This window comes from Roseateles sp. FW301-B2, assembly GCF_058788955.1.
This window is the reverse complement of sequence record NZ_JBYTBE010000018.1, coordinates 21,863-35,815: the sequence shown is the minus strand read 5'-3', so window position 1 is coordinate 35,815 and position 13,953 is coordinate 21,863. Positions and strand designations below refer to the sequence as shown.

At 65.3% G+C, this 13,953-nt stretch carries 12 protein-coding genes; 2 read left to right on the top strand and 10 right to left on the bottom strand.

Features of this window, described 5'->3' with window-relative positions; all coding sequences use genetic code 11:
• Positions 1 to 32 precede the first annotated feature (32 nt).
• The 4 genes from glmM to AC3WQY_RS13760 all read right to left on the bottom strand — a co-directional run bounded on the left by glmM (position 33) and on the right by AC3WQY_RS13760 (position 5,041).
• Positions 33 to 1,364, bottom strand: coding sequence for a phosphoglucosamine mutase (gene glmM, locus AC3WQY_RS13775; RefSeq protein ID WP_285232518.1), 1,332 nt, complete (start codon positions 1,362 to 1,364; stop codon positions 33 to 35).
• On the bottom strand, positions 1,361 to 2,248 hold the full coding sequence (gene folP / locus AC3WQY_RS13770; protein WP_492709133.1) for a dihydropteroate synthase: 888 nt from the start codon (positions 2,246 to 2,248) through the stop codon (positions 1,361 to 1,363). Before folP ends, glmM begins: the two co-directional genes overlap by 4 nt.
• Before the next feature lie 80 nt (positions 2,249 to 2,328).
• The gene (gene ftsH / locus AC3WQY_RS13765) at positions 2,329 to 4,233 is read right to left on the bottom strand and encodes an ATP-dependent zinc metalloprotease FtsH (RefSeq protein ID WP_285232520.1); all 1,905 of its coding nucleotides are present in this window, start codon (positions 4,231 to 4,233) and stop codon (positions 2,329 to 2,331) included.
• Between the two features lie 139 nt (positions 4,234 to 4,372).
• The gene (locus AC3WQY_RS13760) at positions 4,373 to 5,041 is read right to left on the bottom strand and encodes an RlmE family RNA methyltransferase (RefSeq protein WP_285232521.1); all 669 of its coding nucleotides are present in this window, start codon (positions 5,039 to 5,041) and stop codon (positions 4,373 to 4,375) included.
• Positions 5,042 to 5,072: 31 nt separating this feature from the next.
• On the opposite strand from AC3WQY_RS13760, the gene AC3WQY_RS13755 reads away from it, so the two are divergent.
• Positions 5,073 to 5,546: a YhbY family RNA-binding protein gene (locus AC3WQY_RS13755; RefSeq protein WP_285232522.1), complete on the top strand. Its 474-nt coding sequence runs from the start codon at positions 5,073 to 5,075 to the stop codon at positions 5,544 to 5,546.
• 8 nt (positions 5,547 to 5,554) lie between these two features.
• Here the strand turns inward: AC3WQY_RS13755 and AC3WQY_RS13750 are convergent, their stop codons facing one another.
• From AC3WQY_RS13750 to AC3WQY_RS13730, 5 genes are all read right to left on the bottom strand, one after another.
• Positions 5,555 to 5,995: a DUF4149 domain-containing protein gene (locus AC3WQY_RS13750; protein WP_492709131.1), complete on the bottom strand. Its 441-nt coding sequence runs from the start codon at positions 5,993 to 5,995 to the stop codon at positions 5,555 to 5,557.
• A 4-nt stretch (positions 5,996 to 5,999) separates the two neighbouring features.
• Positions 6,000 to 6,476 (bottom strand): transcription elongation factor GreA, encoded by a 477-nt coding sequence (greA, locus tag AC3WQY_RS13745; protein WP_285232524.1) that lies wholly within the window; start codon positions 6,474 to 6,476, stop codon positions 6,000 to 6,002.
• Between the two features lie 86 nt (positions 6,477 to 6,562).
• Complete coding sequence (gene carB, locus AC3WQY_RS13740; protein ID WP_492709128.1) at positions 6,563 to 9,829, bottom strand: carbamoyl-phosphate synthase large subunit; 3,267 nt, start codon at positions 9,827 to 9,829, stop codon at positions 6,563 to 6,565.
• Positions 9,830 to 9,858: 29 nt separating this feature from the next.
• Positions 9,859 to 11,007, bottom strand: coding sequence for a glutamine-hydrolyzing carbamoyl-phosphate synthase small subunit (carA, locus tag AC3WQY_RS13735; protein ID WP_492709214.1), 1,149 nt, complete (start codon positions 11,005 to 11,007; stop codon positions 9,859 to 9,861).
• A 251-nt stretch (positions 11,008 to 11,258) separates the two neighbouring features.
• Positions 11,259 to 11,663: a GlcG/HbpS family heme-binding protein gene (locus AC3WQY_RS13730; protein WP_492709126.1), complete on the bottom strand. Its 405-nt coding sequence runs from the start codon at positions 11,661 to 11,663 to the stop codon at positions 11,259 to 11,261.
• Positions 11,664 to 11,797: 134 nt separating this feature from the next.
• Between AC3WQY_RS13730 and AC3WQY_RS13725 the strand changes: the two genes are divergently transcribed.
• A complete protein-coding gene (locus AC3WQY_RS13725) occupies positions 11,798 to 12,493 on the top strand; it encodes a Bax inhibitor-1/YccA family protein (RefSeq protein ID WP_492709124.1) in 696 nt (231 codons plus the stop codon).
• 66 nt (positions 12,494 to 12,559) lie between these two features.
• Here the strand turns inward: AC3WQY_RS13725 and rlmD are convergent, their stop codons facing one another.
• Positions 12,560 to 13,927: a 23S rRNA (uracil(1939)-C(5))-methyltransferase RlmD gene (gene rlmD / locus AC3WQY_RS13720; protein ID WP_492709122.1), complete on the bottom strand. Its 1,368-nt coding sequence runs from the start codon at positions 13,925 to 13,927 to the stop codon at positions 12,560 to 12,562.
• Positions 13,928 to 13,953: the final 26 nt, after the last annotated feature.

Here is a 13,953-nt window from a genome sequence, read left to right as displayed (position 1 = left end):
GGTGGCCCTTCTCGATGCAGCGAGGCGCTCGCTCAGGCGCGCACGGCGTCCACCAGACGCTCGGCGCAGCTCCTGGCCAGCGAGGCGTCGCTGGCCTCCACCATCACGCGCAGTAGCGGCTCGGTGCCCGAGGCGCGTATCAGCACCCGGCCGCGCGAGGCCAGCTCGGCCGTGACCTCGGCCTGGGCCTGCGCCAGCGCACCATTGCTCTTCCAATCCTGGCCGGCCTGCAAGCGCACATTGATGAGGGTCTGCGGGAACAGGTCCACCCCCTGCAGCTGCTCGGCCAGGCTGCGCCCGGTGCGGCTGATGGCTTGCAGCACCAGCAGCGCGCTGACGATGCCGTCGCCGGTGGTGTGCTTGTCCAGCGCCAGCAGATGGCCCGAGCCTTCGCCGCCCAGTTGCCAGCCGCGTGCGCTGAGCTCTTCCAGCACATAGCGGTCGCCCACCTTGGCGCGCACGAACTCGACGTCGCGGCTCTTCAGCGCCAGCTCCACCGCCATATTGGTCATCAGCGTGCCCACCGCGCCCGGCACGCGCAGGCCCTGGTTGAGGCGGTCGGCCACCATCACATACAGCAACTCGTCACCGTTGTAGAGCCGGCCCTGCGCGTCCACCAGCTGCAGGCGGTCGGCATCGCCGTCCAGCGCCACACCGTAATGCGCGCCATGCTCCTTGACCGCCTTCACCAGCGCCGCCGGTGCGGTGGCGCCGCAACCGTCGTTGATATTAAAGCCGTCGGGGCTGCAGCCGATCGAGATGACCTCGGCACCGAGCTCATGAAACACATCGGGTGCCACGTGATAGGCCGCGCCGTTGGCGGCATCCACCACGATCTTCAGGCCCTTGAGGGTCAGGTCCGAACCGAAGCTGTTCTTGCAGAACTCGATGTAGCGGCCACGCGCATCCTGCAGGCGGCGGGCCCGGCCGAGGTTGGCCGAATCCACCCAGCTCGGCGCCTCCTCCAGCGCCTGCTCCACCGCCAGCTCCCAGGCGTCGGGCAGCTTCTCGCCCTTGGCGGAAAAGAACTTGATGCCGTTGTCGGCGAAGGGGTTGTGCGAGGCCGAGATCACCACCCCCAGATCCAGACGCAGTGCGCGCGTCAGGTAGGCCACGCCGGGCGTGGGCAGGGGGCCGGTGAGCAGCACGTCGACGCCGGCAGAGGCGAAACCCGCCTCCAGCGACGACTCCAGCATATAGCCCGAAATCCGGGTGTCCTTGCCGATCAGCACGGTGGGCCGGCCACCGCCCTTGCGCAGTACGCGGCCCACGGCATGGCCCAGGCGCAGCATGAAGTCCGGCGTGATGGGCGACTGGCCCACGGTGCCACGGATGCCATCGGTTCCGAAATACGTACGGCTCATTGCGAGCGTCCTCCTGAAATCTCTATGGCTGGATTCTCGCCGATCGCCGGACCGGTACTGCCACCCGCCACCCCCCAAACCTTGAGGGCATCGATCGTGGCCGCGACATCGTGCACGCGCAGCACGCGCGCGCCCTGCGCCACCGCGGCCAAGGCGGCGGCGAGGCTGGCGGCCAGGCGTTGCTCGACCGGCCGGCCGGTGATGGCACCCAGCGACGATTTGCGCGACCAGCCCACCAGCAGCGGATAGCCCAGCTTCAGCAACCGCGCCTGCTCGCGCAGCAGCTGGAAGTTCTGATCCGCCGTCTTGGCGAAACCATAACCTGGGTCCAGCAGGATGCGATCGGCGGCGGCGCCGAGTCGGCGTAGATGGGCGGCGCGCGTTGCCAGGAACTCGGCCACCTCGCTCGTGATGTCGCCATAGCCGGTCAGGCCCTGCATGCTGGCCGGATCGCCGCGCATATGCATCAGGCACATGCCGCAGCTCGGATGGGCGGCCACCAGTTCGGCCGCACCGGGCAGCTGCAGGGCCTGGATGTCGTTGACGATGTCCACTCCCAGATCCAGCGCGCGCTGCATGGTGCTGGGCTTGTAGGTATCGACCGAGACCGGCACCCCCAGGCGCAGCGCGGCCTTCAGCACCGGCTCGACCCGCGCCCACTCTTCCTGCGGGCTCAGCGTTGGCGCCCCCGGGCGGCTGGACTCGCCGCCGATGTCCAGCAGATCGGCGCCTTCGGCCAGCAGCTGCTCGCAATGCGCGATCGCCGCATGCGCCTCGCCATGCTGGCCCCCATCCGAGAAGGAGTCGGGGGTGACGTTGACGATGCCCATCACCAGGGGCTTGTCGAGCGCGATGCGAAAGCGGGTGGTCTGCCAGTGAGCCATGCGGTGAGCCGTGCGATGAGCCATGAAAAAGGGGCCGGTCCTTGCAGACGGCCCCATCGGGAATGTTGATGTTTCTTGCGTCAGGCCGCGGCGTGCGCGTTACCGGCGCTCAGGGCGGCGGCATTGCCATCGCTCTTGCCGCCACTGGGCGGGGTCCAGTCCTTGGGCGGCCGAGGCGGGCGGCCGTCCATGATGTCGTCGATCTGGTCGGCGTCGATGGTTTCCCATTCCAGCAGGGCCTTGGCCATCGCGTGCATCTTGTCCATGTTTTCCTCGATGTGCTTGCGGGCAATGCCGTATTGCTCATCGATGATGCGGCGCACGACCTGGTCGACCTTGCGCATGGTCTCTTCCGACATGGTGGTGGTCTTGGTGACCGAGCGGCCCAGGAAGACCTCGCCCTCGTTCTCCGCATAGACCATCGGGCCCAGCTCATCGGTCATGCCGTAACGGGTCACCATATCGCGGGCGATCTGGGTGGCGCGCTCGAAGTCGTTGCTGGCACCGGTGGTCATCTGGTTCATGAACACCTCTTCGGCAATGCGGCCACCGAACAGCACCGAGATGGTGGAAAGCATGCGCTCCTTGTCCATGCTGTAGCGATCACCTTCCGGCAACTGCATGGTCACGCCGAGGGCGCGGCCACGCGGGATCACCGTCACCTTGTGCACCGGGTCGGTCTTGGGCATCAGGCGCGCCACCAGGGCATGGCCGGCCTCGTGATAGGCGGTGTTCTTGCGCTCTTCCTCGGGCATGACCATGGACTTGCGCTCGGGGCCCATCATGATCTTGTCCTTGGCCTTCTCGAAGTCCACCATCTCCACCACGCGGCCATTGCGGCGTGCGGCAAAGAGGGCGGCCTCGTTGACCAGGTTGGCCAGATCGGCGCCCGAGAAACCGGGCGTGCCACGGGCCAGGATGTCGGCACGGATGTCCTGCCCCACCGGCACCTTGCGCATGTGCACGTTCAGGATCTGCTCACGGCCGCGCACGTCCGGCAGGGTCACATAGACCTGGCGATCGAAACGGCCGGGACGCAGCAGGGCCGGATCCAGGATGTCCGGACGGTTGGTCGCGGCCATCACGATGACGCCGAGATTGGTCTCGAAGCCATCCATCTCCACCAGCATCTGGTTCAGCGTCTGCTCGCGCTCGTCGTTGCCGCCACCCAGGCCGGCACCACGGTGGCGGCCGACCGCATCGATTTCGTCCACGAAGATGATGCAGGGTGCACTCTTCTTGGCCTGCTCGAACATGTCGCGCACACGGGCCGCGCCGACACCGACGAACATCTCGACAAAGTCGGAGCCCGAGATCGAGAAGAACGGCACCTTGGCCTCGCCGGCGATGGCCTTGGCCAGCAGCGTCTTGCCGGTGCCCGGAGGGCCCACCAGCAGCACGCCGCGCGGAATGCGGCCGCCCAGCTTCTGGAATTTCTGCGGATCCTTGAGGAAGTCCACCAGTTCCTTGACCTCTTCCTTGGCCTCGTCGCAACCGGCGACGTCGGCGAAGGTGGTGGAATTGTTGGCCTCGTCCAGCATGCGGGCCTTGGATTTGCCGAAGCTGAACGCCCCGCCCTTGCCACCGCCCTGCATCTGGCGCATGAAGTAGACCCACACGCCGATCAGCAGCAGCATCGGACCCCAGCTGACCAGCAGGCTCATCAACAGCGAAGGCTCTTCACGCTGACGCACATCGAACTTGACGCCGTTGTTGATCAGGTCGCCCACCAGGCCACGGTCCAGATAGGTGGCCGTACTGCGCAGCTTCTTGTCGTCATTGGTGGTGGCGATGATCTCGGTACCGCCATTGCCCTCTTGCAGGGTCACCTGCTTGATGCGACGCGCTCTCACCTCTTCGAGGAAATCGGAGTAACCGATCTGGTTCCCCTGGGCCGCGCCCCGATCGAACTGCTTGAAGACGGTGAACAGCACCAGGGCTATCACCATCCAAACAGCTACTTTCGAGAACCACTGATTGTTCACCGCGACTCCTTATTCGATGTCACACCGACCGTCACTGTGCGATCGATGCCCGGCATATGGGGTTGATTCTATTGCAGTCAAGCCCCGAAGCCTGATTGGCTTTCTCAAGCTTGACCATAGTCATGCACAAGCTGCGTGACTATTTGAGGCCTATGCCCACCAGAAAGGTTTCCGAGGAGCGGTCGCGCGAGGCCTTGGGCTTGATCGGCTTGACCTTTTTGAAGTTCTGCTTGAACAGCTCGACCAGCTCGTTGTAGCCGGCGCCATGGAAGACCTTGGTCACCAGTGCCCCTTCGGCCTTGAGGTGATTGCGCGCGAAATCGATGGCCAGCTCGATCAGATGCTCGATCCGCGCCGCATCGGTGGAAGCGATGCCGGACAGATTGGGCGCCATGTCCGACACCACCACATCCACCGCGCGCCCCGCCAGCGCCGCCTCCAGCTGCTGCAGCACCTCGTCCTCACGGAAATCTCCCTGGATGAAGTGCACGCCCTCGATCGGTTCCATCTCCAGCAGGTCCAGCGAAATGATGGTGCCGTTCAGCTCGCCGACCGCCGCGCCGCCCACGCCGGCCTCCTTGGGGGCAAAGCGGCGCCGCAGGTATTGGCTCCAGGCGCCCGGTGCCGAGCCCAGATCGACCACCACCTGGCCCGGCCGGAACAGCTTCAACTCCTCGTCGATCTCCTTGAGCTTGTAGGCGGCGCGGGCCCGATAGCCCTCGCGCTGCGCCAGCTTCACATAGGGATCGGAGATGTGGTCGTGCAGCCAGGCCTTGTTGATCTTCTTGCTTTTGCTATCGATTTTCATGATGTCTGGCGCGAGACGCGATAATGCGACTATGCCTGCGATTCAATTGACCCCTGCCCAGCGCAAGGAAAAACGTTCCGACGCCCATCATCTGGACCCCGTGGTGATGATAGGCGCGGACGGACTCACGCCCGCCGTCGTGAAGGAAACCAACGCCGCCTTGAACGCCCACGGGCTGATCAAGGTGCGCGTGCTGTCTGACGACCGAGCGAACCGCGAGAGCATTTTCGCGGACCTGGCCGACCAGCTCAGCGCGGCACCCATCCAGCACATCGGCAAGCTGCTGGTGCTGTGGCGCCCGATGCCCGAGAAGGAAGAGGCCGAGCGCGACGACTCCAGGCGCGGCCCCAAGGTCGTGAAGATCGTCAAGTTCTCCAAGAGCGGCAACCACCGCCCGCAGATCAAGAAGGTCCAGGTGCTGGGCAATCAGCGCGTCGCCCAGGGTGGCGAGATCAAGCGCGCCAAGCGCCGCATCACCAGCGTGAAGAAGACGGTCGCCGACTGAACTTCTCTTCAGGCCGGCGCGCGGGACGCGCCCCAGGCCAGCAGCAGCACCGCCAGGGTCTTGAGCCCGAACAGCAGGCTGGAAACCGCGTGCAGCGCACCGAAGGACCAAGCACCCTGCCCCGCGCGCGCTGCCTCCAGCAGCGGTTGCAGGCCGTAATAGCCGGCCACCACGCAGAACAGGGCGACCAGGGGCAGCAACAGCTCAGGCGTGAACACCTGGCCGAGCACGCTAGCGTCGCGCTGCAGACGGCGCTCCATCATCAGCAGCAGGAGCCCCGCGGCCAGGCCGATCTGGGCATCCAACTCGAACACGCGCCCCACCAGCTTGCCGGCCTGGGCCCGTTCCAGCACCGCAAACGCACTGGGCGCGGCCACGCCGGCCACGCAAAGCAGAAGGCCGCCCCAGAGGGCGGCCAGCAGCGCGCGAGCGCGGTAAAGCATCTTCATCCGCTCAGACGTAGCGGACTTCAACGATTTCGTAGCGCTTCACGCCGCCGGGCGCCTGCACCTCGGCCACGTCGCCGGCCTCCTTGCCGATCAGGGCACGCGCGATCGGCGAGCTGATCGAGATCAGACCCAGCTTCAGATCGGCCTCGTCGTCGCCGACGATCTGGTAGGTCACCTCGGCGCCGCTGGCTTCTTCTTCCAGATCGACGGTGGTGCCGAACACGATGCGGCCGCCGGCATCCACCGAGGCCGGATCGATGACCTGGGCGGCGGCCAGCTTGCCCTCGATTTCGAGGATGCGGCCTTCGATGAAGCCCTGCTTGTCCTTGGCCGCTTCGTACTCGGCGTTCTCGGACAGATCACCCTGGGCGCGGGCTTCGGCAATGGCGTTGATCACGGCGTGGCGCTCAACCGACTTGAGTTGATGCAGTTCTTGCTTGAGCTTTTCGGCGCCGCGTACGGTCAAAGGGATCGTGGCCATGTGTAAACCTTGAGAGACAAAACAAACCGCCGCAGCCGCTCAGGAAGCCTGAGCCGCGGCGGCGGAATCTACTGACGGAGCGGAGTTTAGACGAGTTCCGCGTGCAGTTCCTGCAGGGATTGCACCAGCAGGCCATCCTTGTGCTTCATGCCCTCCACGGCGGCCTCGCAGCCGGCCATGGTGGTGTAGTAGGTCACGCGGTTGGCGAGTGCGGCCTGGCGGATGTGGCGGCTGTCGGCGATCGCGGTGCGGGTCTCGTCCACGGTGGTGAACACCAGCTGGATGTCGCCGCCCTTGATCATGTCGACGATGTGCGGGCGGCCGTCCTTGACCTTGTTGACCACGCGCACCGGCACGCCGGCCTCGGCGATCGCCGCTGCCGTGCCCTTGGTGGCCACGACGCCAAAGCCCAGCGCCGCCAGGTCCTTGGCCACGGCCACGGCACGGGCCTTGTCGGAGTTCTTCACCGTGATCAGCACATTGCCCTGGCGCGGCAGGCGCGAGCCCGCGCCCAGCTGGCTCTTCAGCATCGCCTCGCCAAAGCTGCGGCCGGCCCCCATCACCTCGCCGGTGGAACGCATTTCCGGGCTCAGGATCGGGTCCACGCCGGGGAACTTGTTGAAGGGGAAGACGGCTTCCTTGACGCTGAAGTAAGGCGGAATCACCTCGGCCGGCACACGGCCCAGGCGGTCGCGCTGGTCCTTGAGCTTCTGGCCCGCCATGCAGCGCGCCGCGATCTTGGCGAGCTGCTGGCCGGTGGCCTTGGACACAAAGGGCACGGTGCGCGAGGCACGCGGGTTCACTTCCAGCACATAGACAGTGGCGGCCTCCAGGCCCTTGGTCACGTCACCCTGGATGGCGAACTGCACATTCATCAGGCCGACCACCTTGAGCGCCTTGGCCATCGCCGCGGTCTGGCGGCGCAGCTCGTCCTGCAGCGTCTGGGACAGCGTGTAAGGTGGCAGCGAGCAGGCCGAGTCGCCGGAGTGGATGCCGGCCGCCTCGATGTGCTCCATGATGCCGCCGATCATCACGTCCACGCCATCGCTGATGCAGTCGACGTCGACCTCGAGCGCATCCTCCAGGAAGCGGTCCAGCAGCACCGGCGACTTGTCGGAGACGCGCACCGCTTCGCGCATATAACGCTCCAGGTCCTTGTCGCCGTGCACGATTTCCATGGCGCGGCCGCCCAGCACATAGCTGGGGCGCACCACCAGGGGATAGCCAATTTCCTGCGCCAGTTGCAGCGCGGCCTCTTCGGTGCGCGCGGTGCGATTGGGCGGCTGCTTCAGGCCCAGCTCGTGCAGCAGCTTCTGGAAGCGCTCGCGGTCTTCGGCGATGTCGATGCTGTCGGGGGTGGTGCCGATGATGGGCACGCCGGCGCGCTCCAAATCCAGCGCCAGCTTCAGCGGCGTCTGGCCGCCGTACTGCACGATCACGCCGACCGGCTGTTCCTTGGCCACGATCTCGAGCACATCCTCCAGCGTCACCGGCTCGAAGTAGAGACGGTCGCTGGTGTCGTAGTCGGTGGAGACGGTCTCGGGGTTGCAGTTGACCATGATGGTCTCGTAACCGTCTTCGCGCATCGCCAGCGCCGCATGCACGCAGCAGTAGTCGAACTCGATGCCCTGGCCGATGCGGTTCGGGCCACCGCCCAGCACCATGATCTTCTTCTTGTCGGTGGGCTCGGCCTCGCACTCCTCGTCATAGGTGGAGTACATATAGGCCGTCTGGGTGGCGAACTCGGCCGCGCAGGTGTCCACGCGTTTGTAGACCGGGCGCACGCCCGCGGCCCAGCGCTTTTCACGCACCAGATGCTGGTTGGTAGCCAGCAGCTTGGCGATGCGCCGGTCGGAGAAGCCCTTGGTCTTGAGGAAACGCAGCTCCTCGGTCGAGAGGCTGTCCAGCGCACGGCCAGCGATGCTCTTCTCGATCTGCACCAGTTGCTCGATCTGGGCCAGGAACCAGGGGTCCACGGCAGTCTCGTCGAACACCTCTTGCAAGCTCATGCCGATGCGGAAGGCGTCCGCCAGGAAGAGGATGCGCTCGGGTCCGGCTTCGCCGATCTCCTGCACGATCTCTTCGCGATCGCTGCTGCGCTCTGTCAGGCCGTCGATGCCGGTCTCGAGGCCGCGCAAGGCCTTCTGGAAGCTTTCCTGGAAAGTCCGCCCCATCGCCATCACCTCGCCCACCGACTTCATCTGCGTGGTCAGGTGCGAGTCGGCCATCGGGAACTTCTCGAAGGCGAAGCGCGGGATCTTGGTGACCACATAGTCGATCGAGGGCTCGAAGGACGCCGGCGTCACACCACCGGTGATGTCGTTCTTCAGCTCATCCAGCGTGTAGCCCACCGCCAGCTTGGCGGCGATCTTGGCGATCGGGAAGCCGGTCGCCTTGGAGGCCAGCGCCGAGGAGCGCGAGACGCGCGGATTCATCTCGATCACCACCATGCGGCCGTCGCGCGGGTTGATGGAGAACTGCACGTTGGAGCCGCCGGTGTCCACACCGATCTCGCGCAGGATCGCGATCGAGGCATTGCGCAGCAGCTGGTATTCCTTGTCGCTGAGGGTCTGCGAGGGCGCCACGGTGATGGAGTCGCCGGTGTGGATGCCCATCGGGTCGAGGTTCTCGATCGAGCAGACGATGATGCAGTTGTCCGCCTTGTCGCGCACCACTTCCATCTCGTACTCCTTCCAGCCGATCAGCGATTCCTCGATCAGGAGCTCGTTGGTGGGCGAGAGGTCGAGGCCGCGCTTGCAGATCTCTTCGAATTCCTCGGGGTTGTAGGCGATGCCGCCACCCGTGCCGCCCAGCGTGAAGCTGGGGCGGATGACCATCGGAAAGCCGTCGCCGCCGATCTCGGCATGGATGCGCTTTTGCACGCCCCAGGCCTCTTCCAGCGAGTGCGCGATGCCCGACTTGGCCGAGTCCAGGCCGATCTTGGTCATCGCGTCCTTGAACTTGAGGCGGTCCTCGGCCTTCTCAATCGCCTTTTCGTTGGCGCCGATCATCTCGACCTGGTACTTCTCCAGCACGCCATGCTTGTGCAGATCCAGCGCGCAGTTCAGCGCGGTCTGGCCGCCCATGGTGGGCAGCACCGCATCCGGGCGCTCCTTGGCGATGATCTTCTCCACCACCTGCCAGGTGATGGGCTCGATATAGGTCACATCCGCCGTGTCCGGGTCGGTCATGATGGTCGCCGGATTGCTGTTGACCAGGATGACCTTGTAGCCTTCCTCGCGCAGGGCCTTGCAGGCCTGGGCGCCGGAATAGTCGAACTCACAGGCCTGGCCGATGATGATGGGGCCGGCGCCGATGATGAGGATGCTCTTGATGTCTGTGCGTTTTGCCATTTTGTGATCTCTACTCCATCCGTGCCGGGTCAGGCCTTGGCCATCAGACCGATGAAGCGGTCGAACAGATAAGCAATGTCATGAGGGCCGGGGCTGGCCTCGGGGTGGCCCTGGAAGCAGAAGGCCGGCTTGTCGGTGCGCGCCAGGCCCTGCAGGGTGCCGTCGAACAGGCTGACGTGCGTGGGGCGCAGGTTCGCGGGCAGCGAGTCGGCGTCCACCGCAAAGCCGTGGTTCTGGCTGGTGATGGAGACGCGGCCGTTGTCCAGATCCTTCACCGGATGGTTGGCGCCGTGGTGGCCGAACTTCATCTTGAAGGTCTTGGCGCCCGAGGCCAGCGCCATGATCTGGTGGCCCAGGCAGATACCGAAGGTCGGGACGCCGGCCTCGATCAGCTGTGCCGCCGCCTTGATGGCGTAATCGCAAGGCTCCGGATCGCCAGGGCCGTTGGACAGAAAGACGCCATCCGGCTCCAGATCAAACACTTCGGATGCGGGCGTCTGCGCCGGCACCACGGTGATCTTGCAGCCGCGCGAGGCCAGCATGCGCAGGATGTTGCGCTTCACGCCGAAGTCGTAGGCGACCACGTGGAAGCGCGGGTTGGCGAGCTCGCCATAGCCCTTGCCCAGGGTCCATTCGGTTTCGGTCCAGTTCAGGCGCTCACCGGTGCTCACCACCTTGGCCAGATCCTGGCCCGCCATACTGGGCGCGGCCTTGGCCTTGGCAATCGCGTCGGCGATATGGGCTTCGGTGATGGCTTCGCCGGCAGCCAGCGCCAGGATGCAGCCGTTCTGGGCGCCGGTGGTACGCAGCACGCGGGTCAGGCGACGGGTGTCGATGTTCGAGATCGCCACCGTGCCTTCGTCCTTCAGGTACTGGGCGAGGGTTCGGGTCTTGCGGAAGTTGGAGTCAAGGATGGGGGCTTCCTTGATGATCAGGCCAGCGGCAAAGATCTTCGTGGCCTCGACATCCTCGTCGTTGACGCCGTAGTTGCCGATGTGCGGATACGTGAGCGTCACGATCTGCCGGCAATAGCTGGGGTCGGTGAGGATTTCTTGGTAGCCGGTGAGCGAGGTGTTGAACACCACTTCGCCAACCGTGTGGCCAGCAGCGCCGAGAGAGCTGCCTTTGAAGACCGTGCCGTCTGCCAGGGCGAGGATCGCGGCAGGCGCCGCATTCATGAATTGAGGCAGGTCGGGCAGCACGGGTAACTCCGTTATTGTGCGCGCGCCCAGCTCTGCTCCTGTACCCACGGCAGATGCCATGGAAGAGCCTGAATCCGGTGGGGGAAACGGGGGAGTTTCGCTAGGTGCGGTGGGTTGCGGGTAAACCTGCTGAGTATACCCGACCAGGGTAATCACCGAGAAGATTTTGCGCAAAGAAACTCGGCGGGCTCGTCATGCCCGCCATCAGCCGCCCTGGCCCGGCCGCCTCAAGCCAAGGCCGCAATGCCCGCCTTGGCGATCTGCGCGTCCTCGATGGACTTCACGCCGCTGACACCCACCGCGCCCACGCAATGCCCATCCACCAGCACCGGCACACCGCCCTCCAGCAGGCCGTCGAGGCCCGGTGCGCTCAGGAAGGAGGTGCGGCCCTGGTTGATCATGTCCTCGTAGACCTTGGACTCGCGGCGTCCCAGCGCCGCGGTGCGCGCCTTGGCGGGTGCGATCTGGGCCGAGATGGCGGCCGCGCCGTCCAGGCGCTGTTGCCACAGCAGATGGCCACCGTCGTCAACGATGGCAATGCTCACCGCCCATTGGTTGGTCAGCGCCTCGGCTTCGGCAGCGGCGGCGATGCGCTTGACATCATCCAGGCAGAGATAAGGTTTAGTCTTCATGATCGGGCTTGAAATTGGAGTGGAAGCCGCCACTTTACCGACAGGCGCAGCTCGATTCGGTGGCCGCGGCGCAAAACTGTTGCGCGCGCGAAGCCGCCTAGAATTGCGCCACCCAAGGTCCGGAGGACTCCACGATGAACGACAGCTTGAATACCCACTACGGCACGACATTCGGTACCGGCCTGGCAGCCGATCGCCAGCGCGTGCTGCGCAACACCTACTGGCTGCTCGCCCTGTCCATGCTGCCCACCGTACTGGGCGCCTGGATTGGCGTCAGCACCGGCATCCTCGCCAGCATGGGCACGGGGATGAGCATGATCGTGTTCTTCGCCGGCGCCTATGGCCTGATGTTCGTGATCGAGAAGACCAAGGACTCCAGCACCGGCGTGGCCGCCCTGCTCGCCTTCACCTTCTTCATGGGCCTGATGCTCTCGCGCCTGCTGGCCGCGGTGCTGGGCTTCAAGAACGGCGGCTCGCTCATCATGACGGCCTTTGCCGGCACCGGCGCGATCTTCTTCGCCATGGCCAGCCTGGCCACCATGATCAAGCGCGACCTCTCCGGCATGGGCAAGTTCCTCTTCATCGGCGCCATCATCATCATGGTGGCCGGTATCGTGAATGCCTTCGTGCAATCCTCGGCGCTGATGCTGACCCTGCTGGTGCTGTGCATGGCGGTGTTCTCCGCCTTCATGCTCTATGACATCAAGCGCGTCGTCGATGGCGGCGAGACCAACTACATCAGTGCCACGCTGGCGATCTATCTGGACCTCTACAACGTGTTCCAGAGCCTGCTGTCGCTGCTGGGCATCTTCGGCGGCGAGCGCGAATAACGAGCCGCGCCAGCGCCAAGGATCAACGGGGCCAGCGGCCCCGTTTTTTTTCCGCTGCTATTTCAATCAGTCGCGCTCGAACACCGCGATCGACTCAACATGCGAGGTGTGCGGGAACATGTTCACCGCACCGGCCGACGTGCAGCGGTAGCCCGCCAGATTCACCAGCAAGCCGGCATCTCGCGCCAGCGTTGCCGGGTTGCAGCTGACATAGACGATGCGCCTGGGCGGCGTCCAGCCGGGCGCCAGCGTGGGATCCTGCACGACATCGGCCAGGGCCTTGGAGAGCGCAAACGCCCCCTCGCGCGGCGGATCCACCAGCCAGCGGTCCGATTGTCCATCGGCCACCAAGATCTCCGGCGTCATCTCGAACAGATTGCGCGCCACGAAAAGGGTCTTGTGGTCCAGCCCGTTGCGCTTGGCGTTCTCGCGCGAACGCGCCACCAGGGCCTCGCTGCCCTCGATGCCGAGCACATCGCGCGCCTGCGTGGCCAGCGGCAGGGTGAAGTTGCCCAGGCCGCAGAACCAGTCGATCACGCGCTCGCCCGGCTGCACCTGCAGCAGACGCAGGGCGCGCCCGACCAGCGCCGTGTTGATATGGTGGTTGACCTGGGTGAAATCGGTGGGCTTGAAGGGCATCACGATACCGAATTCCGGCAGCGTGTAGGCCAACTCGGGACCACCCTCGTCCAGCAGATGCACCGTGTCCGGCCCCTTGGGTTGCAGCCACCATTGCACGTCGTACTGTGCGGTGAAGGCGCGCAGGCGCGCCTTGTCCGCATCGCCCAAGGGCTCCAGATGGCGCAGCACCAGCGCGATCACCAGCGTGCCGCTGGACTCGCCAATGGCCAGCTCGATTTGCGGCAGCCGGTCGCGCTCGTCCATGCTGGCGATCAGCTCGCGCAGCGGCACCAGCATGTCGCTGACGCGCGGCGGCAGCACCTTGCAGACCTGCATGTCGGCCACATAGCGGCTCTTGCGCTCGTGGAAGCCCACCAGCACATGGCCCTTCTTGGCCACATAGCGCACCGACAGGCGCGCGCGATAGCGATAGCCCCAGGCCGGCCCCTCGATCGGGCGCAGCATCATTTCGGACTTGACCTTGCCGAGGTGCCAGAGGTTGTCCTCCAGCACACGCTGCTTCACCGCCACCTGCGAGGCCACATGCAGATGCTGCATCTTGCAGCCCCCGCAAGCGCCGGCATGCAGACCGAAGTTCGGGCAGCCGGGGCGCACGCGCTGCGAACTCTCGCGCCGCATCGCCACCATCGCGGCCTGCTCCCAGTTGTTCTTCTTGCGGCCGACCTGGACCTGGACCTCTTCACCGGGCAGGGCGCCCTCGATGAATACCACCTTGCCCTCTTCGTTGTGGGCCACACCTTGGGCTTCCAGGTCCAGCGATTCGACCTTGAGCCATTCAGATACTTGCGTCATGGGGCGGCATTATCCCAGCCCCGCGC

What these genes read in the sequence shown, in the direction of transcription:
- glmM (WP_285232518.1), bottom strand. Translation starts at nt 1,364, where the DNA reads ATGAGCCGTACGTATTTCGGAACCGATGGCATCCGTGGCACCGTGGGC.
- folP (WP_492709133.1), bottom strand. Translation starts at nt 2,248, where the DNA reads ATGGCTCACTGGCAGACCACCCGCTTTCGCATCGCGCTCGACAAGCCC.
- AC3WQY_RS13760 (WP_285232521.1), bottom strand. Translation starts at nt 5,041, where the DNA reads ATGAAAATCGATAGCAAAAGCAAGAAGATCAACAAGGCCTGGCTGCAC.
- AC3WQY_RS13755 (WP_285232522.1), top strand. Translation starts at nt 5,073, where the DNA reads ATGCCTGCGATTCAATTGACCCCTGCCCAGCGCAAGGAAAAACGTTCC.
- AC3WQY_RS13750 (WP_492709131.1), bottom strand. Translation starts at nt 5,995, where the DNA reads ATGAAGATGCTTTACCGCGCTCGCGCGCTGCTGGCCGCCCTCTGGGGC.
- greA (WP_285232524.1), bottom strand. Translation starts at nt 6,476, where the DNA reads ATGGCCACGATCCCTTTGACCGTACGCGGCGCCGAAAAGCTCAAGCAA.
- carB (WP_492709128.1), bottom strand. Translation starts at nt 9,829, where the DNA reads ATGGCAAAACGCACAGACATCAAGAGCATCCTCATCATCGGCGCCGGC.
- carA (WP_492709214.1), bottom strand. Translation starts at nt 11,007, where the DNA reads ATGAATGCGGCGCCTGCCGCGATCCTCGCCCTGGCAGACGGCACGGTC.
- AC3WQY_RS13730 (WP_492709126.1), bottom strand. Translation starts at nt 11,663, where the DNA reads ATGAAGACTAAACCTTATCTCTGCCTGGATGATGTCAAGCGCATCGCC.
- AC3WQY_RS13725 (WP_492709124.1), top strand. Translation starts at nt 11,798, where the DNA reads ATGAACGACAGCTTGAATACCCACTACGGCACGACATTCGGTACCGGC.
- rlmD (WP_492709122.1), bottom strand. Translation starts at nt 13,927, where the DNA reads ATGACGCAAGTATCTGAATGGCTCAAGGTCGAATCGCTGGACCTGGAA.